This window comes from Streptomyces sp. NPDC026575, from assembly GCF_055567415.1.
The window spans coordinates 103595-125855 of sequence record NZ_JBVHQM010000017.1 but is presented as its reverse complement, the minus strand read 5'-3'; the positions used below and the strand labels follow the sequence as shown (position 1 = coordinate 125855).

Genomic DNA, 22261 nt, shown 5'->3' with positions numbered 1-22261 from the left:
GGCGGCGCGAGGCACGCAAGCCGGAGCCGGACCACGAGCCGGTTAGAGGCGCCGCCAGGCGGGCAAGGAGGCGCCGCGAGGCAGCTCCAGCCCCGGACAGGCCCAGGGGCCACCACTGACCGCAGGGGACAACACGACCAAGGAGCACGGCAGTTGACCGAGAGCGTCGAGGAAACGGCAGGACCGGCCGGAGCGCCCACAGGGAGCGGGCCCGCCCTCGAAGGCGGCTACCCCGCGGCCAGACTGCGCCTCCTCCAGGCCAAGGAGCCCACCGGCCCCGAGCGCCGCGCCGCCCTCGCCCGGCTGACCGACACCTGGCTGGCCGGCCTGCTGACCCGGCACGCCGACGCCGCCGGCCTCTCCGGTACCGCCCTGGTCGCCGTCGGCGGCTACGGGCGCGGCGAACTCTCCCCGCGCAGCGACCTCGACCTGCTCCTGCTGCACGACGGCCGCGCCGACCCTGCCGCCCTCGCCGCGCTCGCCGACCACCTCTGGTACCCCGTCTGGGACCTCGGCCTCGCCCTCGACCACTCCGTACGCACCCCCGCCGAGGCCCGCAAGGCCGCCCGCGAGGACCTCAAGGTGCAGCTGGGCCTGCTCGACGCCCGCCACCTGGCCGGCGACCCGGAACTGAGCGCCGGACTGCGCACCGCGGCGTACGCCGACTGGCGCGAGAGCGCCCCCAAGCGGCTGCCGGAGCTGCACGCCCTGTGCCGGGAGCGCGCCGAGCGGCAGGGCGAGCTGCAGTACCTCCTCGAACCGGACCTCAAGGAGGCCAGGGGCGGACTGCGGGACGCCACCGCGCTCCGGGCGGTGGCCGCCTCCTGGCTCGCCGACGCCCCGCGCGGCGGCCTCGAAGCCGCCCGCACCCGCCTGCTCGACACCCGCGACGCGCTGCACCTGACCACCGGGCGGGCCACCGACCGGCTCTCCCTCCAGGAGCACGACCAGGTCGCCGAGGCCCTCGGCATGCTGGACTCCGACGCCCTGCTGCGGCAGACCTACGAATCCGCCCGCACCATCTCCTACGCGGCCGACGTGACCTGGCGCGAGGTCGGCCGGGTGCTGCGCGCCCGCTCCGTCAAACCCATGCTCCGCGGCCTGCTGTCGGACCGCGGCGCCGGCAAGGGCGAGCGCACGCCGCTCGCCGAGGGCGTGGTCGAGCTCGACGGCGAAGCGGTGCTGGCCCGCACCGCCCGCCCCGAGCGGGACCCGGTGCTGGTGCTGCGCGCCGCCGCCGCGGCCGCCCAGGCCGGGCTGCCGCTGGCCACCCACGCCATCCGCCGCTGCGCCACGGCGACCGCCGCCCATCCGCTGCCCGTACCGTGGCCCGCCGAGGCCCGCGAGCAGCTGGTCACCCTCCTGGGGGCCGGCGCCCACACCGTGCCCGTATGGGAGGCCCTGGAGGCCGAGGGCATCGTCACCCGGCTGCTGCCGGACTGGGAGCGGGTCCGCTGCCGCCCGCAGCGCAACCCCGTCCACACCTGGACCGTGGACCGCCATCTGGTCGAGACCGCCGTACGGGCCTCCGCGCTGACCCGCCGGGTGCACCGCCCCGACCTGCTGCTGGTCGCCGCGCTGCTGCACGACATCGGCAAGGGCTGGCCCGGCGACCACTCGGTGGCCGGCGAGACCATCGCCCGCGACGTGGCCACCCGGCTCGGCTTCGACACCCGGGACACCGCGGTGATCGCCACCCTCGTACGCCACCATCTGCTGCTCGTCGAGACCGCCACCCGGCGCGATCTCGACGACCCGGAGACCGTCGGGGCGGTCGCCGACGCGGTCGGCGGCACCCAGACCCTCGAACTGCTGCACGCCCTGACCGAGGCCGACGCGCTGGCCACCGGACCCGCCGCCTGGAGCGCCTGGCGCGGCGGACTCGTCGCCGACCTGGTCAAGCGGGTCGCCGCCCGGCTCGCGGGGGAGCCCGAACCGGAGGCGCGCGGCGCGGACGAGCCGACCGCGGAGCAGGAGCGGCTCGCCATAGAGGCCGGACGCACCGGCGGCCCCGTCCTGTCCCTGCGCACCCGCGCCGAGCCGCCCACCGGGGCCGCGGACGAGACGCCGCCCGCACAGCAGCCGGTCGGCGTCGAACTGCTGATGGCCGTACCCGACCAGCCGGGGGTACTGCCCGCCGCGGCCGGCGTGCTGGCCCTGCACCGCCTCACCGTGCGCGCCGCCGACCTGCTCTTCCTCGACCCCATCGGCCAGGGCCCGGTCCTGCTGCTGAGCTGGCGGGTGGCGGCCGAATACGGGTCGCTGCCGGAGGCCGACCGGCTCCGCGCCGACCTGGTCCGCGCCCTCGACGGCTCCCTCGACATCCCCGCCCGCCTCGCCGAGCGCGAACGCGCCTACGCCCGCCGCTCCCGCGCCGTGCTCGCCCCGCCGCCCCGGGTCACCGTCGCCGCCGGCAGCTCCCGCACCGCCACCGTCATCGAGGTCCGCGCCCAGGACGCACACGGCCTGCTGCACCGCATCGGCCGCGCCCTGGAGACCGCCGGCGTCGCCGTCCGCAGCGCGCACATCAGCACGCTGGGGGCGAACGCGGTGGACGCGTTCTACGTCACGGGAACGGACGGGGCGCCGCTCGCGGACACAGCCGCCCAGAAGGTCGCATCGGCCGTGGAGTCCGCGCTCCGGTAGCCGCAGCGAAGGGCGGCGGGCCCACGGGCGCGGGGCCTCCCGATGCACCGCCCCGGCGCCGCGGGAAGCCGGCCCGGAACGGTTCGCTTGCCAGGACGGATACCCTAGAACCCGACTGGACCCCGCCCCCGACCCCGAGGATCGACGACCGCCGTGTTCGATACGCTTTCCGACCGCTTGGCGAGTACTTTCAAAAACCTCCGGGGCAAGGGCCGCCTGAGCGAGGCGGACATCGACGCCACGGCGCGCGAGATCCGCATCGCGCTGCTGGAGGCCGATGTCGCCCTCCCCGTCGTCCGGGCCTTCATCAAGCAGGTCAAGGAGCGGGCCACCGGCTCCGAGGTCTCCCAGGCGCTGAACCCCGCCCAGCAGGTCATCAAGATCGTCAACGAGGAGCTCATCGGCATCCTCGGCGGCGAGACCCGCCGGCTGCGCTTCGCCAAGCAGCCGCCCAGCGTGATCATGCTCGCGGGCCTCCAGGGTGCCGGTAAGACCACCCTCGCCGGAAAGCTCGGCCGCTGGCTCAAGGCGCAGGGCCACGCCCCGCTGCTGGTCGCCTGCGACCTCCAGCGCCCCAACGCCGTCAACCAGCTCCAGGTCGTCTCCGAGCGTGCGGGCGTCGCCTTCTACGGCCCGCAGCCGGGCAACGGCGTCGGCGACCCCGTCCAGGTGGCCAAGGACTCGATCGACCACGCCCGGACCAAGCAGTACGACGTCGTCATCGTCGACACCGCCGGCCGCCTCGGCATCGACGCCGAGATGATGCAGCAGGCCGCGGACATCCGGGACGCGGTCAGCCCCGACGAGGTCCTCTTCGTCGTCGACGCGATGATCGGTCAGGATGCGGTCAACACCGCCGAGGCATTCCGCGACGGCGTCGGCTTCGACGGAGTCGTGCTGTCCAAGCTGGACGGCGACGCCCGCGGTGGTGCCGCGCTCTCCATCGCGCACGTCACCGGCAAGCAGATCATGTTCGCCTCCAACGGCGAGAAGCTGGACGACTTCGACGCGTTCCACCCGGACCGCATGGCGTCCCGCATCCTCGGCATGGGCGACATGCTCAGCCTGATCGAGAAGGCCGAGCAGACCTTCAGCCAGCAAGAGGCCGAGAAGATGGCGGCCAAGCTGGCGAAGGGCCCCAAGGAGTTCACCCTCGACGACTTCCTGGCCCAGATGGAGCAGGTCCGCAAGATGGGCTCCATCTCCAAGCTGCTCGGCATGCTGCCCGGCATGGGCCAGATGAAGGAGCAGATCAACAACCTCGACGAGCGCGAGGTCGACCGCACCGCCGCCATCATCAAGTCGATGACCCCGGGCGAGCGCCAGGACCCGACGATCATCAACGGCTCGCGGCGCGCCCGTATCGCCAAGGGCTCCGGCGTCGACGTCAGCACAGTCAAGGGCCTTGTCGAGCGGTTCTTCGACGCCCGCAAGATGATGTCGAAGATGGCCCAGGGCGGCGGCATGCCCGGGATGCCGGGGATGCCGGGCATGGGTGGCGGCGCCGCCCGGAAGAAGAAGCAGGTCAAGCAGGCCAAGGGCAAGCGCAAGAGCGGTAACCCGATGAAGCGCAAGGCCGACGAGGAGGCCGCGGCCGCCCGCCGCGAGGCCGCCCAGTCCGGCAACCCCCTGGGTCTGCCCCAGGGCGCCCAGAGCCCGCAGAACTTCGAACTGCCCGAGGAATTCAAGAAGTTCATGGGCTGAGCCGCCCCATCACCCCGGCTCACGAGCCCCTGGCCGCCATGGTGCGGCCGGGGGCTCGGGCGTCGGGGTGTGGCGGCGCCGGCCCGCCCCCGATGCCGCTACCGGGTCCGCGCGATCAGATAGCGGAACACGTTCGGCATCCAGACCGCCCCGTCCTCCCGCTGATACGGATGCAGCGCCTCCGCCAGCTCCTTCTCCACCTGGCGCTGCTCGGTCACCTCCAGCGCCGCGTCGAACAGCCCCGTGGACAGCAGCCCGCGCACCGCGCTGGACATATCCGCGTACCCGAACGGGCAGGCCACCCGCCCCGAACCGTCGGGCCGCAGCCCGGCCCGGTCCGCCAGCTCCTCCAGGTCGTCCCGCCCGCTCGGGCGCCAGCCGCCCGCCGTACGCAGCGGATCGGCCAGCCGCTCGGCCACCCGCAGCACCCCGGCCGTCGCACAGCGCTCCACCGGGCCCCAGCCGCCCAGCACCACCGCGCTGCCGCGCTCCGCCAGCCTGGCCGCCGCGGTCAGCGACGCCGTCAGCCCCTCGACGGAGCTGACACAGCCCACCGGGTGGAAGGCGGTGATCACGTTGAAGGCCGCGTTCCCGGACGCCGCCGCCTCCAGTCCGCCGCTGACCACCCGGGTGTGCTCCGGTGTGCCGTCCGCCGTGAGCCGCTCACGCGCCAGCTCCAGCCGGGACTCGTCCGCATCGACGCCGCTGACCTGCGCCCCCCGCCCCGCCGCGAGCAGCAGCGCCAGACCGGAGCCGCAGCCGAGCCCCAGCAGGCGGGTGCCGGGGCCGACCCCCAGCCGGTCGTACGCGGCTTCGTACAGCGGCACCAGCATCCGCTCCTGGATCTCGGCCCAGTCGCGGGTGCGCGTCGGCGCCCCGGTCGGCGCGGGCGGGTCGTCGCCGTGCATGGACCCGGAGTTCGGAAGCTGGTGCCGTACGAGCGTGGGTGACATCGATAGCGCCCCTATTCGCCGAGAACCGAAGCTGTTCCGTACCGATCGCCCCCGTGTTCGCGCGTTGTGCGCCCCCGCAATCCAGACAACTGCGCATCCGTCCGGGCGTCCAGGGTGTGCGCCGGGGTTGTCTCCCGCGCGCCCCTGTATGCGCCGGGCCCACACCCCGGAGCGCCGTTCCAGCGTGCCCCGGCCCCGGCGGATCCGCCACGGCAACGCCCGCCACCTGGATGCTCCGAGCGCCCCCCGGCTTCCCCGCCCCGGCCCCGCCCGACGGCCCTACGGTGGGATACGGCCCGGTGCCGCCGGGTACAGGCTCCCCCCGTACCATCGCCGCGGTGATCGTCGCGGAGGCATACGGCCGGCTACGCCATGCGGCGTACATGGTGGTACGTACCGGCTTGCGGCCCAGTGGGCGCCTTCTGCGCAGATCGATGCACCCGGCCCTCCCCACGCCCCATGACCGGAAACTGACTGGTACGTGCAAATTATTTGGGATGGCCCGGAATCGGAACACTCGGCGACCCCGGCTCGTTGTCACGACGTGAGCACGACACCGCCTGTTCTCGCCGCCGAGCTGGCGCTCGCCTGGGCCGATATTCAACGGCACCACCCCGAGCTGCCGGACCTGGCCGCGCCCGAGTCCCTGATCGGAGAGTCCTCGTCCGCCTGTGGCGCCGAGCTCTCCTTCGAACGGCTGCTCCATGAGGCAGTCCACGGCATCGCCGCCGCCCGCGGCGTCCGCGACACCTCCCGGGCAGGCCGCTACCACAACCGCCGATTCCTGGCGATCGCCGAGGAGCTGGGCCTGGACCATGCCGACGAGCCGCACCCCAGTAGCGGCTTCTCCCTGGTCACGCTCAACCCCGAAGCCAGGAGGCGCTACCGCCCCACCATCGAACGGCTTTCCAGAGCCCTCAAGGCGCACACGGCGGCGACCGCGACGGACACCGCCCGCAGCTTCCGGGGCCCGGCCGCGCGGCACGGCTCCTCCGGAGGCGGCGTACGCGTCAAGGCCGTCTGCGACTGCGGGCGCAATGTCCGTGTCGTGCCGTCCGTGCTGGCCCAGGCACCGATCGTCTGCGGCGGCTGCGGCAAGCCCTTCCGGATCCCCGAGGTGGCCGCGGTCGGCTGACCCGAGGGCGTGTGGCACAATGGCTAGCTGTACTCGACAGTCGCACAGGACCCCTCTCTCCTCCGGCTGACGCGTCCATCGGGCACCCGAGTACCGCAACCCCACGTGGCATCTCGTTGTGCCCCACCACGTCAAGACCAGGAGACACCACTTCCGTGGCAGTCAAGATCAAGCTGAAGCGTCTGGGCAAGATCCGCGCGCCTCACTACCGCATCGTCATCGCCGACTCCCGTACCCGCCGTGACGGCCGGGCCATCGAGGAGATCGGTCTGTACCACCCGGTGCAGAACCCCTCGCGCATCGAGGTCGACTCCGAGCGTGTCCAGTACTGGCTGGGTGTCGGCGCGCAGCCGACCGAGCCCGTCATGGCCATCCTCAAGGTCACCGGCGACTGGCAGAAGTTCAAGGGCCTGCCCGCCCCGGCGCCGATGAAGGTCGCCGAGCCGAAGGCCGACAAGCGCGCCCTCTTCGAGGCCGCCGCCAAGGCTTCCGGCGACGAGCCCAAGGGTGAGGCCATCACCCCGAAGGCGAAGAAGGCTGACAAGAAGGCGGACGAGGCTGCTGCCGAGTCCACCTCCGAGTCGACCGAGGCCTGAGCATGCTCGAGGAAGCCCTCGAGCACCTCGTCAAGGGCATCGTCGACAACCCCGACGACGTGCAGGTAGCCTCGCGCACCCTGCGTCGCGGGCGCGTGCTCGAGGTCCGGGTCCACCCCGACGACCTCGGCAAGGTGATCGGCCGCAACGGCCGTACCGCCCGTGCGCTGCGGACCGTCGTGGGCGCCATCGGCGGCCGGGGCATCCGCGTCGACCTCGTCGACGTGGACCAGGTCCGCTGACAAGTTGAACACCGGCTCGGGCCGGGGAGGGCCTCGGGCCTCCCCGGCCCGCAGTCGTCTACGCGCGCATGCCGTAGGCACACGTAAGGGAGAGACAAGCGTGCAGTTGGTAGTGGCACGGATCGGCCGCGCCCACGGCATCAAGGGCGAGGTCACCGTCGAGGTACGCACCGACGAGCCCGAACTGCGGCTCGGCCCGGGCGCCGTCCTCGCCACCGACCCGTCCTCCGTCGGGCCGCTGACCATCGCGGCCGGCCGGGTGCACAGCGGCCGGCTGCTGCTGCGCTTCGAGGGCGTAGCGGACCGCACCGCCGCCGAGGCGCTGCGCAACACGCTGCTGATCGCGGAGGTCGACCCCGAGGAGGTCCCCGAGGACCCCGAGGAGTTCTACGACCACCAGCTGATCGACCTCGACGTCGTCACCCGCGACGGCACCGTCGTCGGCCGGATCTCCGAGATCTCCCACCTGCCCTACCAGGACCTGCTGATCGTCGGGCGTCCCGACGGCAGCGAGGTCATGGTCCCCTTCGTCACCGAGATCGTCCCCGAGATCGACCTGGAGGCGCAGCGCGCGGTGATCGAGCCACCGCCCGGCCTGCTCGACGACAGCCAGGCGGAGATCGCCTCCGGCCGCGAGGACAGCTGATGCGGCTCGACGTCGTCACGATCTTCCCCGAGTACCTTGAGCCGCTGAACGTCTCCCTCGTCGGCAAGGCCCGGGCCCGGGGACAGCTCGATGTGCGCGTCCACGACCTGCGCGAATGGACGCACGACAAGCACAACACCGTCGACGACACCCCCTATGGGGGCGGCCCCGGCATGGTCATGAAGCCCGATCCGTGGGGCGAGGCGCTCGACGAGATCCTGGCCTCCGGCGACGGTGCGCCGGTCGTCGTCGTCCCCACCCCGAGCGGTGAGCCCTTCACCCAGCAGCTCGCCGTCGAACTCTCCGCCAAGCCCTGGCTGGTGTTCACCCCGGCCCGCTACGAGGGCATCGACCGCCGCGTCATCGAGGAGTACGGCGAGCGCCTCGACGTGCGCGAGGTCTCCATCGGCGACTACGTACTCGCCGGCGGCGAGGCCCCGGTGCTGGTCATGGTCGAGGCCATCGCCCGGCTGCTGCCCGGCGTCCTCGGCAACGCCGCCTCCCACCAGGACGACTCCTTCGCCCCCGGGGCGATGGCCGACCTCCTGGAGGGCCCCGTCTACACCAAGCCTCCCGAGTGGCGCGGCCGCACCATCCCCGAGGTGCTGCTCAGCGGCCACCACGGCAAGATCGCCCGCTGGCGCCGCGACGAGGCATTCCGCCGCACCGACCGCAACCGCCCCGATCTGATCGAGCGCGCCGACCCCGCCGCGTTCGACAAGCACGACCGCGCGATCCTCGCCGCCCTGGGCTGGTCGCAGGGCGAGGACGGCCGATTTGGGCGTACGAGCGAGGCCGTGGAAGAATAGGCCGCTGCTGTGTGCGTCCGGCGCGCGCCCCTGCCACAGGGGGAACGACGCCCGCCCGACGGAACGGCAACCGAGACATCCTTTCCGATATCCCGTTGATGACCTGTGGCATCAACGAAGAAAGCAGTAGGTCATGCACCTTCTCGACTCCGTCGACGCCTCGTCGCTGCGCAGCGACGTCCCGGCCTTCCGCCCGGGTGACACCGTCAACGTCCACGTCCGCGTCATCGAGGGCAACCGCTCCCGTGTGCAGCAGTTCAAGGGCGTAGTCATCCGCCGCCAGGGCTCCGGCGTGCGCGAGACCTTCACGGTCCGCAAGGTCAGCTTCTCCGTCGGCGTCGAGCGCACCTTCCCGGTGCACACCCCGATCGTCGAGAAGATCGAGGTCGTGACCCGCGGTGACGTCCGTCGCGCCAAGCTGTACTACCTGCGTGAGCTGCGCGGCAAGGCTGCCAAGATCAAGGAGAAGCGCGAGAGCTGAGCCGCGCCGCCCGGAGCGCGATTTTTTGCGCCAGGGCAACGCAAAGCGACTCTCGCGTCCGATGTCCGGACGTGGCCGGATAGGCTCGGGCCCCGATGGACACCGACGCACAACTCACGGAGCGCGACTCCTCTCCCGCCCCCGACAAGGGGCCGGAGCAGGGGTCGCGCTTCGCGCGTTTTCTCGCCCGTGCGGCCCGCCTGCGCCATCGGCCGGTCGCCCTGTTCGCGCTGTGCCTGGGGTTCGCCCTGCTGCTCAGCGCGGTGGTCGCACAGCCGTTTCTGATCCCCAGCTCCTCCATGGAGAACACCCTCCAGATCGGGGACCGGGTGCTGGTCAACAAGCTGGCGTACCGTTTCGGCGGCGAGCCGGCGCGGGGCGATGTGGTGGTGTTCGACGGCGCCGGGTCTTTCGTTCACAGGGAGCAGGGGGAGAATCCCGTCACGGGGCTGCTGCGCGGAGCCGGCGCGGCGCTGGGACTGGCCCGGCCCGCCGAGACCGACTACGTCAAGCGCGTGATCGGCATCGGCGGTGACCATGTGACCTGCTGCGACAGACGGGGGCGGATCGAAGTGAACGGTGAGCCCGTGAGCGAGGGCTACCTCCACCCCGGGGACGCGCCGTCCTCGGTGGAGTTCGACATCGTGGTGCCCGAGGGGAAGCTGTGGGTCATGGGGGACCACCGCGCCAAGTCGAGCGACTCCCGCGACCACCTCGGCCAGCCGGGCGGCGGCACGGTCCCCGTCGACAAGGTCATCGGCCGGGCGGAGCTGATCACCTGGCCGGTCGGCCGCTGGCGGACCATCGACACGCCAGGGGCCTTCGACCGGATACCCGCCGCGGCAGGCCCCCATGGGTAGCCGCGGACGCCCCCGCCACGGGCGGCAGAGCCCCGGCAGGCCCGGACGAGGCGCCGACGCCAGTGGCGGCCCCGCGGGCGGCTACGGCGACTCCGCGGCGCCCGACGAGCCCCAGGAGGCCGGTGAGGGCGGCCGGCAGCCACGACGGCCCGCCACCGGCGGACGGGCCGAGCGGCGGCGCCAGGCCAAGCGCATCAAACGCCGCAGGCAGCGCTCCTACCTCAAGGAGATCCCCATCCTCATCGGCGTGGCCCTGGCCATCGCCCTCGTCCTGAAGACCTTCCTGGTCCAGGCGTTCGTCATTCCGTCGGGCTCCATGGAGCAGACGATCAAGATCGGCGACCGGGTCCTGGTCGACAAGCTCACCCCCTGGTTCGGCTCGAAGCCGGAGCGCGGCGATGTCGTCGTCTTCAAGGACCCCGGCAAATGGCTCAAGGGGGAGCAGGTCAAGCCCGCCGACGACGGGGGCGCCTTCCAGCCGGTCAAGGACGCCATGACCTTCATCGGGCTGCTGCCGTCCGCCGATGAGCAGGACCTGATCAAGCGGGTGGTGGCGGTCGGCGGCGACACCGTCAAATGCTGCGACAAGCAGGGCCGGGTCACCGTCAACGGCACCCCGCTGACCGAGCCGTACGTCCATCCGGGGAACCCGCCCTCCCAGATCAAGTTCACCGTGACCGTCCCCACCGGGCGGATCTTCGTGATGGGCGACCACCGTTCGGACTCCGCGGATTCGCGCTTCCACCTGAGCGAGCCGTACCGTGGCACGGTCTCGGAGGACAACGTGGTGGGCCGGGCCGTGGTGATCGCCTGGCCGTTCGGCCACTGGCGGCGCCTCGAAGAGCCGGACACCTTTGCAACGGTGCGCGACGCGCCGGGCGCCAGGGCGTCCGCGGCGGACGTGCCGCATAGGGTGTCACCCGAGAGTTTGACCGTACTCCCGACCCCTGCGGAACTCCCGCTCGTTATGGGAGTGGTGGGCCTGCACCGGCTTACGGGCGGGCGAGTGCGTGGAGTAAGGAGCAGATGTGGGGGACTTGGCGGTCGGCGCGCGGTCCGGAACCGAAGAGCCCGAAGAGCCGGCAAGGCGCGGTGAGACCCCGCAGCCGGCGGCGAGTTCCGTGCATCAGTCACGATCACAGTCACAGTCGGAGCCGCAGCACGGCGTGTCGCTGGGCAAGCCGGACACTTCGGATACGTCCGATACGTTGGACCGGGCAGCGGACGAGGAGGTGAGCGGCAGCATGAAGAAGGCCAAGAAGCCGCGCGCCTTCTGGAAAGAGCTGCCGATCCTGATCGGTATCGCCCTGCTCCTGGCGCTGCTGATCAAGACGTTCCTGGTGCAGGCGTTCTCCATCCCGTCCGACTCGATGCAGGACACCCTGCAGCGCGGCGACCGGGTCCTGGTCGACAAGCTGACGCCGTGGTTCGGCTCCAAGCCGCAGCGCGGCGAGGTCGTCGTCTTCCACGACCCGGGCGGCTGGCTGAACGAGACCCCGACGCCCGAGCCCAACCCCGTCCAGAAGGTCCTCAGCTTCATCGGCCTGATGCCCTCGGCCGAGGAGAAGGACCTGATCAAGCGGGTCATCGCGGTTGGCGGCGACACCGTCGAGTGCCACGGCAGCGGCCCGGTCAAGGTCAACGGCAAGGCGCTCAAGGAGGACTCGTACATCTTCCCCGGCGCGACGCCCTGCGGTGACCGCGCCTTCGGCCCGATCCACGTCCCCGAGGGGCGGATCTGGGTGATGGGCGACCACCGTGACGACTCCCTCGACTCCCGTTACCACCAGAACCTCAAGGGCAACGGCACGGTCTCGGAGAACGAGGTCGTCGGCCGGGCGTTCACGATCGCCTGGCCCATCAACCGCTGGGCGACCCTGCCGGTGCCGGACACCTTCGACCAGCCCGGGATCAACAAGGCGATGGCGGCGGCTCCGGCCGCTCTGGGCCTGGCCGGTGCGGTGCCGCTCGTCATCTGGCGCCGCCGGAGGCTGACCGGAGAGCGTAACCACAGGTAAGGTGCCGTCCCGGATCTTCGACGCGGGACCGGTCCGCGGGGTGGGAGCTGGGATGAGCAGCAGTACGGAACGCAGGACCGACGGCCGCGGCCGGACCACGGGCAGTGTGCTGTCCGGTCTGGCCGTGGCCGTCGGCTGTGTGCTGTTCCTGGGCGGCTTCGTCTGGGGGGCGCTGATCTATCGCCCCTATACGGTGCCGACCGACTCGATGTCCCCGACGATCGCGGCCGGGGCCAGGGTCATGGCCGAGCGGGTGGACGGCTCCGAGATACGCCGCGGGGACATCGTCGTCTTCCAGGACTCCGTGTGGGGCGATCTGCCGATGGTCAAGCGCGTCGTCGGCGTCGGCGGTGACAAGGTCTCCTGCTGCACCAAGCAGGGCCGGCTCACCGTCAACGGAATCCCCATCGAGGAACCGTATCTGCAGGGCAGCGGCCCCGCCTCGCCCGTCGGCTTCAAGGCCACGGTGCCCGCCGGCCAGCTCTTCCTCCTCGGCGACCACCGCAGCGACTCCGCCGACTCCCGTGTCCACCTCACCGACGGCGACCACGGCTCGGTGCCGCGCAGCGCCGTCCAGGCGCGCGTCGACGCCCGTGCCTGGCCCATGGGCAGCATCGGGATGATGCAGCGCCCGGCCGGCTTCTCCGACCTCCCCGGTGGCATCTCTCGGCCCGGACCTCTGCAGCCCATCACCCTGGCCGTGGTCGCCGGCGCGGTCCTCATCCTCGGCGGTGCGGCCTACGGGCCGATCGCCCGGCGCAGGGCGCTTCGGCGTGGGTGAGCAGGACGCGGGGAGGCCGGCCGAGGGCGGCGGACCCGAGGCCCCCGGGGAGCCGGACACGGCGGGCGTACGGCGGGTCTCCCGCGTCGTGCTGCTCGACCCGCATGACCGGATCCTGCTGCTCCACGGCTTCGAACCGGACCGGCCCACCGAGACCTGGTGGTTCACGCCCGGAGGCGGCCTGGAGGGCGGCGAGAGCCGTGAAGAGGCCGCCCGGCGCGAACTCGCCGAGGAGACCGGGATCACCGATGTCGTCCTCGGCCCGGTCCTGTGGAAGCGGCATTGCGCCTTTCCCTTCGACGGGCGGCGCTGGGAGCAGGATGAGTGGTACTACCTGGGTAGGACCGATCGGACCGCCACCGACACCGGCGGGCACACGGACCTGGAACGGCGCAGCGTCTCGGGGCTGAGGTGGTGGAGTTCGGAGGAACTGTCCGCGTCCCATGAGACGGTGTATCCGACCAGACTCGCCGAGCTGCTGCGCACGCTGCTCGACGAAGGGCCCCCCAGTGCGCCGGTGCAGCTGGAGACCGAGAGGGTCTGACGCACAATAGGGGGACGCACGGCTGAAGGGGATCTGCCATGAGCGCCGAGGACCTCGAAAAGTACGAGACCGAGATGGAGCTGAAGCTCTACCGGGAGTACCGCGACGTCGTCGGTCTGTTCAAATATGTGATCGAGACCGAGCGGCGCTTCTACCTCACCAACGACTACGAGATGCAGGTGCACTCGGTTCAGGGCGAGGTCTTCTTCGAGGTCTCGATGGCTGACGCCTGGGTCTGGGATATGTATCGCCCGGCTCGCTTCGTCAAGCAGGTGCGCGTCCTGACGTTCAAGGACGTGAACATCGAAGAGCTCAACAAGAGCGATCTGGACCTCCCGGGGAGCTGAGCCGGCCGCGGGGCGCGGGCTGACCGCCGGCCGGGCCTGCGGCGCGCCCTCCGGGGCTCGATGACGCGCTCGGTGTGCCACGTGTGGGTGAGCGGGTTATCCACAATCGGCTCGTTGTCCACCAAGATCCAAAAGATCGGGGCGAGGGCGTCACAGTTGGTGCCGGAGGTGGTACCGCATGAACGCCATGCAGGCCGGCCGCAGGGCCGGGGACGACGCACGGACCGGGGGCGACGCGCAGGTCAGGGGTGACGTCCGTACCCGGGGCGACGCGCAGACCAGGGACCCCCGGTGCGGGGCGCGGGGACGGCAGGACGGCGGGTCGCGTGCGGCACGCAGGCCCGCTGCCGGCAGGCCACCGGCGACCAAGCCCAGCGACGTCCGCAGACGAGCACTCGGCCGCTACGGCGAGGACCTGGCCGCCCGGCGGCTCATCGAAGCCGGTATGCGGATCCTGCACCGCAACTGGCGCTGCCGGGAGGGCGAGATCGACATCGTCGCCTCCGACGGCGACGCCCTGGTCGTCTGCGAGGTCAAAACCCGTCGCGCCGGCCGCTACGAACACCCCATGGCGGCCGTACGCCCCGAGAAGACCGCCCGGCTGCGCCTGCTGGCCGAGCGCTGGCTGGAGCGGCACGGCGGCCCACCACCCGGCGGCGTCCGGATCGACGTCATCGGCGTCCTCGTGCCCTCGCGCGGCGCCCCCGTCGTCCAGCACGCACGGGGGGTGGCGTAAATGGGATTCGCCCGCACCTGCTCCGTCGCCCTGGTCGGGGTCGAGGGCGTCGTCGTCGAGGTCCAGGCCGACCTGGAACCGGGCGTCGCGGCCTTCACCCTCGTCGGGCTCCCCGACAAGAGCCTGATCGAGTCCAGGGACCGGGTGCGCGCCGCCGTCGTGAACTCCGGCGCCGAATGGCCGCAGAAGAAGCTCACCGTCGGCCTCAGCCCGGCCTCGGTACCCAAGAGCGGCAGCGGCTTCGACCTGGCCGTGGCCTGCGCGGTCCTCGGCGCCGCCGAGCGCCTCGACCCGCGCGAACTCACCGACCTGATGATGATCGGCGAACTGGGCCTGGACGGCCGGGTCCGCCCCGTACGCGGCGTGCTGCCCGCCGTCCTCGCCGCCGCCGACGCCGGATACCGCCAGGTCGTCGTCCCGGAACGAGCCGTCGCCGAAGCCTCGCTCGTGCCCGGAATCTCCGTCCTCGGCGTCCGCAGCCTGCGCCAGCTGATCGCCGTCCTCGCCGACGAGCCGGTGCCCGAGGAGGAGGACCGGCCGGAAGACGGCCGCCCCGACCCGCTACTGGCCGGACTGGCCGTGCCCGGCACCGGCGCCGGCGCGGGCCTGCCACGCGGCGACCACAGCCCCGACCTCGCGGATGTCGCAGGCCAGCACGGTGCCCGCAGAGCACTGGAGGTGGCCGCCGCCGGCCGCCACCACATCTTCTTCAAAGGCCCACCCGGCGCCGGCAAGACCATGCTCGCCGAACGCCTCCCCGGCCTGCTGCCACCGCTGACCCCCAAGGAATCCCTGGAGGTCACCGCCGTCCACTCGGTAGCGGGCACCCTCCCGCCCGGACAGCCGCTGGTCCACCGGCCGCCCTACTGCGCCCCGCACCACTCCGCGACGATGGCCTCCCTCGTGGGCGGCGGCACTGGCCTGCCACGCCCCGGAGCGGTATCCCTCGCCCACCACGGCGTGCTCTTCGTCGACGAGGCCGCCGAGTGCAGCCCCCGCGTCCTGGACGCCTTACGCCAGCCCCTGGAGTCCGGGCACGTCGTCGTCGCCAGGGCCGCCGGCATGATGCGCATGCCGGCCCGGTTCCTCCTCGCCCTCGCCGCGAACCCCTGCCCCTGCGGGCGGCACGGCACCGCCGGCGGCGGCTGCGAATGCCGGCCGTCCTCCGTCCGCCGCTACCGCGCCCGCCTCTCCGGGCCGCTGATGGACCGGGTGGACCTGCGGATCTGCGTGGAACCGGTAGCCCGCTGCGAACTGATCGCGCTCGGCCGCCGCGCCGAATCCACCGCCACCGTGGCCGAACGCGTACGGGCGGCCCGCGAACGCGCCGAGGCCCGTCTCACAGGGACCCCCTGGCGGACCAACAGCGAGATCCCCGGCCATGAACTCCGAACCCGCTGGCAGGTCCACCCCGGCGCCCTGGCCCAGGCGGAGCGCGACCTCGAATGCGGCCTGCTCACGGCCCGTGGACTCGACCGCGTCCTCCGCGTCGCCTGGACCGCCGCCGACCTGGCCGGCCGCGACCGCCCGACCCGGGAGGACGTCGACTGGGCCCTGGAACTGCGGACCGGCGTCCGCCGCGGCGCGCCGATCACGGTGGGCGCGAGCAGTGCCAGGGCCACAGGCGCCGGCGAACGGCAGACCGCGGCCACCCGGCCGCCGGACGAGCAGAGGTGAGCGATGAACGGACCGGACGACCACCAGATCGACGCCTGGGGCTTCGCCACCCACAGGCCGAGAAGCAAGGCGGACGACACGAGCCGCGTGCCCGATCCGGCGACAGACCACCCACGGTCGGCGCCGGCCCCGGACCACCCACGGTCGGCCACCCTCGCGCCACGCACCACGCCGCGCCAGGTGCCCGCCCGGCCACCCGCTCCCCACGAGGACGACGCACCGCAGCGCACGGCCCGCGCCGCCCTCAACCGGATCCTCGAACCAGGCGACGAGACCGCCGGTCGCTGGCTGCGGCAAATGGGCCCCGTCGCCCTGTGGCAGGCGCTGTCCGACGACAACGCCCACCCGCCCCCAGGCGCAAGCCCGACGAAGATCGCGGGCCTGAGGCTGCGCGCCTCCCGGGCACGCCCCGAGGAGGACCTCGCCGCGGTCACCGCACTCGGCGGCCGCTTCATCTGCCCCAACGACGAGGAGTGGCCCGGCCAGCTGGACGACCTCGGAGACGCTCGCCCCATCGGCCTGTGGGTGCGCGGGAGAACCAACCTCCGGATGTGGGCGCTGCGCTCCGTGGCCGTCGTCGGCGCACGGGCCTGTACCGAATACGGCGCCCATCTGGCCACCGCCCTCAGCGCCGGACTTGCCGACCGCGGCTGGACGGTGGTCTCCGGAGCCGCCTACGGCATCGACGGCGCCGCCCACCGTGGCGCGCTGGCCGCCGACGGCGCCACCGTCGCCGTACTCGCCTCCGGCGTCGACTACATCTACCCGCGCGGTCATACCGAGTTGATCGGACGCATCATCGAACAGGGCTTGGTCGTGGCCGAGTTGCCGCCCGGCGACCACCCCACTCGCAGCCGCTTCATCCAACGCAACAGGGTGATCGCCGCGCTGACCAGAGGCACCGTGGTGGTCGAGGCCGAACTCCGCAGCGGCTCACTGGTCACCGCTCGGCGGGCGACGAACCTCGGGCGGTTCACGATGGGCATGCCGGGGCCCGTCACCAGCGGCCTGTCCGCCGGCGTCCATCAACTCCTGCGCGGCGAGGCCCTGGTGGTCACCGACGCGGACGAGGTCATCGAACTCGTCGGCGCCATCGGCGACCTCGCCCCCGAAAGGTGCGGGCCGACGCTCGTCCGCGACCTCCTGGACCCCGTCGCGGCCCGCCTGTGGGAGGCGCTGCCGGCCCGCGGCAGTGCGGACGTCGACCACCTCGCCCGGGAAGCGGGCACGCCCCGCGACGTCGCCCAGGGAAAACTCCTGGAGCTGCAGTCCCTGGGATTCGTGCAAAGGTGCGGCGACCGCTGGGAGTTGACGCGACGCGCCGAGACGACCGACGGTTCCCGGCGAGGCGGTACTTGACCTGGGGCGAACGGGTGAAAGGGTGAGGGGAATGACCGCAGAATCCAGGTTTGCCATGCTTCGGCGCATCAGTCCGGCACGTGAGGGGACACCGATGTGGCCCAACGGGGCCCCGGACTCCCGCGCGCCGCGTCACCGCGCCAGTCCGCACGACCCTCCGAACGCGTGCATCCGGCACCGTATCCGGGTGTCGACACGCCGTACGAGGTAACCCTGAGGTGCGGGCAGCGGAACGTATCTGCGCACGCCCGAACCTGGCTTCCTCGCGTACCGCGACACTCCGGTCACGCTACGCTCACAGGCAAATTCAACCCTCATGCATCCATCCACCCGCGTCTCGGCAGAACGGCTCAAGGCGACGAATGCCCCAGCACACCTCCGGGTCTGATCGTGCGGCAGTACCACCCGCCGCACGCGGCAGCGTGCGCCCCGCCCCGCCCAGCTCGCTCGACGAGCTGTGGCGCTCCTACAAGGCATCTGGCGACGGGCGACTGCGGGAGCAGCTGATCCTGCACTACTCCCCGCTGGTCAAGTACGTCGCCGGCCGCGTCAGCGTCGGACTGCCACCGAACGTCGAGCAGGCCGACTTCGTCTCCTCCGGAGTCTTCGGACTGATCGACGCCATCGAGAAATTCGACCCCGAACGCTCCATCAAGTTCGAGACCTACGCCATCACCCGCATCCGCGGCGCGATGATCGACGAGCTGCGCGCGCTGGACTGGATCCCACGCTCCGTACGCCAGAAGGCCCGCGCCGTCGAACGTGCCTACGCCACCCTCGAAGCGCAGCTGCGCCGCACCCCGTCCGAGGCGGAGGTCGCCGAGGAGATGGGCATCGCGCTGGAGGAACTCCACAGCGTGTTCAGCCAGCTGTCCCTGGCGAACGTGGTCGCGCTCGAAGAGCTGCTGCACGTCGGCGGCGAGGGCGGCGAACGGCTCAGCCTGATGGACACCCTCGAGGACACGGCCGCCGAGAACCCGGTCGAGATCGCCGAGGACCGCGAGCTGCGCCGACTGCTCGCCCGGGCCATCAACACCCTCCCCGAACGTGAGAAGACCGTGGTCACGCTCTACTACTACGAGGGCCTCACGCTCGCCGAGATCGGCAATGTCCTCGGCGTCACGGAGAGCAGGGTCAGCCAGATCCACACCAAGTCCGTGCTGCAGCTCAGGGCGAAGCTCGCCGACGTCGGACGCTGAGTCAGCGCGCAGGGCCACACCTTCCCGAGCGGTCTTTCCGCCGTCCGCCCGAGCCGTCCGCCCGAGTCGTGTCGCCGGGCGGAGTGCCGCGGCGGGCGTGCCATCCGTAGAGTGGTGACGTGCCCAGGATTCGAGCGGCCTCTGTGGCCGAGCACCGGACCATGCAGCGCGGCGCCCTCTTGGACGCCGCCCGCTCCCTGCTGTCCGAAGGCGGAACGGAAGCGCTGACCTTCCCCGCCCTCGCCGAGCGCACGGGACTCGCGCGCTCCTCCGTGTACGAGTACTTCCGCTCGCGCGCGGCCGTTGTCGAAGAGCTGTGTGCGGTCGACTTTCCCGTATGGGCCGCCGAGGTCGAAGCGGCGATGCAGCGCGTCGACACGCCCGAGGAGAAGATCGAGGCGTATGTGCGCCGGCAGCTGGCGCTGGTCGGCGACCGGCGACACCGGGCCGTCGTCGCCATCTCCGCCGGAGAGCTGGACGCGGGCGCACGCGAGAAGATCCGCGCCGCGCACGGCGGGCTTATCGCCATGATCGTCGAAGCGCTCGCCAACCTGGGCCACGAACAACCGCGACTCGCGGCGATGCTCCTCCAGGGCGTCGTGGACGCCGCGGTCCGCCGTATCGAGCTGGGGGCCGCGGAAGACCCGAACGAGATCACGGAGGCCGCGGTCGCCATGGCCCTCCACGGCGTCGCCCACACCTGACGCCGGGGCTCGGGGTGAGGGGTCTCCCGCCGGCCTCACTCCACCTGCCGCGCGGTGTCGGCGGGGCCGGTCCGAGGAAAGATCTTGCCGCAGCGACGGTGGGCCGCGAGGCCCTGGGGCCCGCCGAGTTCCCCCCTGGGGCCCGCCCCCCGCCCCCGCCCCGCCCCTCCCCACCCCCTCCCGCCCCTCCTTTGCCCATGGCTCTCTGGCCCCGTGCCCAGGACTCTCCCCAGGACTGGCCCCGTGCCCGGCCCTCTGGCCTGCCTGACGCCTGGGTTCTGTCCCCTGGCCCTGCCTGAGCCTTGGTTCTGGCCCCTTGCCCCTGCCCCTGGCGCCTGGCCCGGCGGCCTCTCGCCGCCCCGTCGTCACGGGCAGGCGCGACTACTCACCACCGGGGGCGTCGCCTATGTCGGCTGTCAGTTGTCAGCCCCGCCGCTCTCGGCTCCGCTCCCTGTGCGTCCCTCCCTCCCCGTCGAACGGCGAGGTGTGAGTCGGCCGAGTGCCCAGAGAGCCGCGACGGCGAGAACGACCGCTCCCATGAGGCCGGCCACCGGTTGGTTCTGCCTCCCGTCCTGGGCTGTTGGCTCGGGCGCCTCTGGTCCGCGGGGGACGGTACGGCCACCCGATGGCAGCGGGACCCCGAAGACCGGCAGCAGGCGTGACGGGCCGCCGCTGCGCATGCTCCCGGGGAGGAGCGACAGCGGGTCCTGGTAGGTCTTGCCGCGGCGCAGGCCCCAGTGGAGGCACGGTGCGCGGCAGTGGAACGGGCCGCGCTGCAGGATGCCGACCGGCTGGCCCGCTGTGACGCGCTGGCCCTTCCGGACCGTGGGGCGTACCGGCTCGTACGTGGTGCGCAAGGGAGGCCGGCCCGAGCGGGATACCTCGATGCTCAGCACGCCGCGGCCGGCGACGGTTCCCGCGTACGCCACCCGGCCGGGCGCGGCGGACCGTACCGTCGCGCCTGTGGGGGAGGCGAGGTCCACGCCGCGGTGGCCGGCAGCCCACGGTGAAGGGGGCGGTTCCCATCCGCGTAGCACCGTGGGCCGTATGCCCGCCGGCCCTTCCACCGGCCAGGCTCGTTCCACGCCCGGCCGCTCCGCGGGGCTCCCGGCCTCGTCCCGCTCGCCGGTCTCGCCTTGCGCCGTCCGCTGTCCCATCCCCACCAGCTCCGCGCCGTGCTCCGGCGCCGCGGCCATGGCTGGAACTGCGGTACGTGTGAGGGGGACGCCCGGGATCAGTGACGGGACGGCGAGCAGTGCGGCCGTGGCCGGCGCCAGGAGCACGGCCAGCGCGCGGGCGGGAAAGAAGCAGCTCGGCCCGTATCCGTAGCGCTTTTCGGGTGGTGTCGGGGGTAAGGGCGCCGGCGCGGGCGGCAGGAGATGCCTCCATCGAGCCCGAAGGCCATCGAGCCCAGGGCGCCGGCGGAGACCTTGCATGTCATCGCGTCCGCTGAGATCCCGGCGACCGCCGAGGCCATCGCCGACCCCGCCGCCGGCCCCGAGGTCGTGTCGCGTTTCTTGCCGCTTGTCATGTCGCATGTGTCGACCGTGACGGAATCGGCCGGGGCGTGGGGATCTTGGTTCGGATCTGTGGATGGGGGGCCGGTTGTGGACAACGGTGTCACTCGTCCGGGGGGCGGACCTCACTCGCTCGGGCTTCGAAATGGTGCGTGTCGCCCGGTGCATCGGCAGTCCCGTACACTTCTGGTGGCGATCCGGGTCACCGGGTCGACTTCGCACGCCCCGCCGTCAGTGCACCAGTCCCTTTCGGGCAGCACGACGGCCGCGCTCCTCGGTCCTCGGACGGCTCCGCAAGGTGTCGTCCTCGGCAGGCGCGTCGGGGCGTCAGGCACCGCGGCCGACCGGCCGCAGTGGAACCGAGAGCAACAAGGAGTACGGCCATGGCCGTCGTCACGATGCGGGAGCTGCTGGAGAGCGGCGTCCACTTCGGGCACCAGACCCGCCGCTGGAACCCGAAGATGAAGCGCTTCATCTTCACCGAGCGCAACGGCATCTACATCATCGACCTGCTCCAGTCGCTGTCGTACATCGACCGCGCCTACGAGTTCGTCAAGGAGACCGTCGCCCACGGCGGCTCCGTCATGTTCGTCGGCACGAAGAAGCAGGCCCAGGAGGCCATTGCCGAGCAGGCGACCCGCGTGGGCATGCCCTACGTGAACCAGCGCTGGCTCGGCGGCATGCTGACCAACTTCTCGACCGTCTACAAGCGCCTGCAGCGCCTGAAGGAGCTTGAGCAGATCGACTTCGAGGATGTGGCCGCCTCCGGCCTCACCAAGAAGGAGCTCCTGGTTCTCTCCCGCGAGAAGGCCAAGCTGGAGAAGACCCTGGGCGGTATCCGCGAGATGCAGAAGGTGCCCAGCGCCGTCTGGATCGTGGACACCAAGAAGGAGCACATTGCCGTCGGTGAGGCGCGCAAGCTCAACATCCCGGTCGTCGCGATCCTCGACACCAACTGCGACCCGGACGAGGTCGACTACAAGATCCCGGGCAACGACGACGCGATCCGCTCCGTCACCCTGCTCACCCGCGTGATCGCCGACGCCGTCGCCGAGGGCCTCATCGCCCGCTCCGGTGCCGCCACCGGCGACCAGAAGCCCGGCGAGAAGACCGCTGCCGCCGAGCCGCTGGCCGAGTGGGAGCGCGACCTGCTCGAGGGCGAGAAGAAGGCGGACGCCGAGCCCGCCACCGAGGCCCCGGCCGCCGAGGCCCCGGCCGCCGAGGCCGAGAAGCCGGCTGCGGACGCCGAGCAGGCCTGATTCCGGACCGGCTGTTGACGGCGGGGGAGGGCGCCACAAGCGCCGCCC

Annotated in this window: 22 protein-coding genes; 20 read left to right on the top strand and 2 right to left on the bottom strand. The window is 72.2% G+C overall.

All coding sequences use genetic code 11. The annotated features are described in order from the left end of the window. The first annotated feature begins 153 nt into the window (after positions 1-153). Both ACZ4NB_RS23900 and ffh read left to right on the top strand, forming a co-directional pair. Positions 154-2646, top strand: coding sequence for a [protein-PII] uridylyltransferase (locus ACZ4NB_RS23900; RefSeq protein ID WP_467664544.1), 2493 nt, complete (start codon positions 154-156; stop codon positions 2644-2646). Positions 2647-2799: 153 nt separating this feature from the next. Continuing rightward, the gene (gene ffh, locus ACZ4NB_RS23895; protein ID WP_467664543.1) at positions 2800-4350 is read left to right on the top strand and encodes a signal recognition particle protein; all 1551 of its coding nucleotides are present in this window, start codon (positions 2800-2802) and stop codon (positions 4348-4350) included. 98 nt (positions 4351-4448) lie between these two features. On the opposite strand, the gene ACZ4NB_RS23890 is transcribed toward ffh, so the two are convergent. Next, positions 4449-5303 carry a methyltransferase domain-containing protein gene (locus ACZ4NB_RS23890; protein ID WP_467664541.1) on the bottom strand — a complete coding sequence of 285 codons (855 nt, stop codon included), beginning with the start codon at positions 5301-5303 and terminating at the stop codon, positions 4449-4451. Between the two features lie 544 nt (positions 5304-5847). Here ACZ4NB_RS23890 and ACZ4NB_RS23885 point away from each other — a divergent pair. The 17 genes from ACZ4NB_RS23885 to ACZ4NB_RS23805 all read left to right on the top strand — a co-directional run bounded on the left by ACZ4NB_RS23885 (position 5848) and on the right by ACZ4NB_RS23805 (position 19437). Then, positions 5848-6438: a hypothetical protein gene (locus ACZ4NB_RS23885; RefSeq protein ID WP_384433634.1), complete on the top strand. Its 591-nt coding sequence runs from the start codon at positions 5848-5850 to the stop codon at positions 6436-6438. A gap of 155 nt (positions 6439-6593) precedes the next feature. Next, positions 6594-7034 (top strand): 30S ribosomal protein S16, encoded by a 441-nt coding sequence (rpsP, locus tag ACZ4NB_RS23880; RefSeq protein ID WP_006602842.1) that lies wholly within the window; start codon positions 6594-6596, stop codon positions 7032-7034. 2 nt (positions 7035-7036) lie between these two features. Beyond that, positions 7037-7276 carry an RNA-binding protein gene (locus ACZ4NB_RS23875; RefSeq protein ID WP_003980229.1) on the top strand — a complete coding sequence of 80 codons (240 nt, stop codon included), beginning with the start codon at positions 7037-7039 and terminating at the stop codon, positions 7274-7276. A 100-nt stretch (positions 7277-7376) separates the two neighbouring features. Next, positions 7377-7922: a ribosome maturation factor RimM gene (gene rimM, locus ACZ4NB_RS23870; RefSeq protein ID WP_467664539.1), complete on the top strand. Its 546-nt coding sequence runs from the start codon at positions 7377-7379 to the stop codon at positions 7920-7922. After that, entirely contained in the window at positions 7922-8731 is an 810-nt protein-coding gene (gene trmD / locus ACZ4NB_RS23865; protein ID WP_467664537.1) for a tRNA (guanosine(37)-N1)-methyltransferase TrmD, read from the top strand. The genes rimM and trmD overlap by 1 nt, the downstream gene beginning before the upstream one ends. Positions 8732-8864: 133 nt before the next feature. Beyond that, positions 8865-9212, top strand: coding sequence for a 50S ribosomal protein L19 (gene rplS / locus ACZ4NB_RS23860; RefSeq protein ID WP_393493829.1), 348 nt, complete (start codon positions 8865-8867; stop codon positions 9210-9212). Between the two features lie 95 nt (positions 9213-9307). Beyond that, a complete protein-coding gene (gene lepB / locus ACZ4NB_RS23855) occupies positions 9308-10072 on the top strand; it encodes a signal peptidase I (RefSeq protein WP_467664535.1) in 765 nt (254 codons plus the stop codon). Further along, on the top strand, positions 10065-11168 hold the full coding sequence (gene lepB, locus ACZ4NB_RS23850; RefSeq protein ID WP_467664533.1) for a signal peptidase I: 1104 nt from the start codon (positions 10065-10067) through the stop codon (positions 11166-11168). Before lepB (ACZ4NB_RS23855) ends, lepB (ACZ4NB_RS23850) begins: the two co-directional genes overlap by 8 nt. After that, the gene (gene lepB, locus ACZ4NB_RS23845; RefSeq protein ID WP_467664630.1) at positions 11110-12090 is read left to right on the top strand and encodes a signal peptidase I; all 981 of its coding nucleotides are present in this window, start codon (positions 11110-11112) and stop codon (positions 12088-12090) included. The genes lepB (ACZ4NB_RS23850) and lepB (ACZ4NB_RS23845) overlap by 59 nt, the downstream gene beginning before the upstream one ends. Positions 12091-12142: 52 nt before the next feature. Then, on the top strand, positions 12143-12871 hold the full coding sequence (lepB, locus tag ACZ4NB_RS23840; RefSeq protein WP_467664531.1) for a signal peptidase I: 729 nt from the start codon (positions 12143-12145) through the stop codon (positions 12869-12871). Next, a complete protein-coding gene (locus tag ACZ4NB_RS23835; protein ID WP_467664529.1) occupies positions 12864-13415 on the top strand; it encodes an NUDIX hydrolase in 552 nt (183 codons plus the stop codon). The genes lepB (ACZ4NB_RS23840) and ACZ4NB_RS23835 overlap by 8 nt, the downstream gene beginning before the upstream one ends. 38 nt (positions 13416-13453) lie before the next feature. Further along, entirely contained in the window at positions 13454-13762 is a 309-nt protein-coding gene (locus tag ACZ4NB_RS23830) for a DUF2469 domain-containing protein (protein WP_003980220.1), read from the top strand. A gap of 415 nt (positions 13763-14177) precedes the next feature. Next, positions 14178-14498, top strand: a complete 321-nt coding sequence (locus tag ACZ4NB_RS23825) for a YraN family protein (RefSeq protein WP_467664628.1) — start codon at positions 14178-14180, stop codon at positions 14496-14498. Next, the gene (locus ACZ4NB_RS23820; RefSeq protein WP_467664527.1) at positions 14499-16175 is read left to right on the top strand and encodes a YifB family Mg chelatase-like AAA ATPase; all 1677 of its coding nucleotides are present in this window, start codon (positions 14499-14501) and stop codon (positions 16173-16175) included. Between the two features lie 3 nt (positions 16176-16178). Next, positions 16179-17534: a DNA-processing protein DprA gene (gene dprA / locus ACZ4NB_RS23815; protein ID WP_467664525.1), complete on the top strand. Its 1356-nt coding sequence runs from the start codon at positions 16179-16181 to the stop codon at positions 17532-17534. A gap of 362 nt (positions 17535-17896) precedes the next feature. Next, on the top strand, positions 17897-18733 hold the full coding sequence (whiG, locus tag ACZ4NB_RS23810) for an RNA polymerase sigma factor WhiG (RefSeq protein WP_399147196.1): 837 nt from the start codon (positions 17897-17899) through the stop codon (positions 18731-18733). Positions 18734-18876: 143 nt separating this feature from the next. Then, positions 18877-19437, top strand: coding sequence for a TetR/AcrR family transcriptional regulator (locus tag ACZ4NB_RS23805; protein WP_467664626.1), 561 nt, complete (start codon positions 18877-18879; stop codon positions 19435-19437). A 416-nt stretch (positions 19438-19853) separates the two neighbouring features. Here ACZ4NB_RS23805 and ACZ4NB_RS23800 read toward each other — a convergent pair whose 3' ends face one another. Next, entirely contained in the window at positions 19854-20594 is a 741-nt protein-coding gene (locus ACZ4NB_RS23800) for a murein hydrolase activator EnvC family protein (RefSeq protein WP_467664624.1), read from the bottom strand. Positions 20595-21337: 743 nt separating this feature from the next. On the opposite strand from ACZ4NB_RS23800, the gene rpsB reads away from it, so the two are divergent. Continuing rightward, entirely contained in the window at positions 21338-22213 is an 876-nt protein-coding gene (gene rpsB, locus ACZ4NB_RS23795; RefSeq protein ID WP_467664523.1) for a 30S ribosomal protein S2, read from the top strand. Positions 22214-22261: the final 48 nt, after the last annotated feature.

Excerpts from the sequence above, each read along its gene's own strand:
- ACZ4NB_RS23890 (WP_467664541.1), bottom strand. The coding sequence starts at position 5,303 with ATGTCACCCACGCTCGTACGGCACCAGCTTCCGAACTCCGGGTCCATG.
- ACZ4NB_RS23875 (WP_003980229.1), top strand. The coding sequence starts at position 7,037 with ATGCTCGAGGAAGCCCTCGAGCACCTCGTCAAGGGCATCGTCGACAAC.
- trmD (WP_467664537.1), top strand. The coding sequence starts at position 7,922 with ATGCGGCTCGACGTCGTCACGATCTTCCCCGAGTACCTTGAGCCGCTG.
- rplS (WP_393493829.1), top strand. The coding sequence starts at position 8,865 with ATGCACCTTCTCGACTCCGTCGACGCCTCGTCGCTGCGCAGCGACGTC.
- lepB (WP_467664535.1), top strand. The coding sequence starts at position 9,308 with ATGGACACCGACGCACAACTCACGGAGCGCGACTCCTCTCCCGCCCCC.
- lepB (WP_467664533.1), top strand. The coding sequence starts at position 10,065 with ATGGGTAGCCGCGGACGCCCCCGCCACGGGCGGCAGAGCCCCGGCAGG.
- lepB (WP_467664531.1), top strand. The coding sequence starts at position 12,143 with ATGAGCAGCAGTACGGAACGCAGGACCGACGGCCGCGGCCGGACCACG.
- ACZ4NB_RS23830 (WP_003980220.1), top strand. The coding sequence starts at position 13,454 with ATGAGCGCCGAGGACCTCGAAAAGTACGAGACCGAGATGGAGCTGAAG.
- ACZ4NB_RS23820 (WP_467664527.1), top strand. The coding sequence starts at position 14,499 with ATGGGATTCGCCCGCACCTGCTCCGTCGCCCTGGTCGGGGTCGAGGGC.
- dprA (WP_467664525.1), top strand. The coding sequence starts at position 16,179 with ATGAACGGACCGGACGACCACCAGATCGACGCCTGGGGCTTCGCCACC.
- whiG (WP_399147196.1), top strand. The coding sequence starts at position 17,897 with ATGCCCCAGCACACCTCCGGGTCTGATCGTGCGGCAGTACCACCCGCC.
- ACZ4NB_RS23800 (WP_467664624.1), bottom strand. The coding sequence starts at position 20,594 with ATGGGACAGCGGACGGCGCAAGGCGAGACCGGCGAGCGGGACGAGGCC.
- rpsB (WP_467664523.1), top strand. The coding sequence starts at position 21,338 with ATGGCCGTCGTCACGATGCGGGAGCTGCTGGAGAGCGGCGTCCACTTC.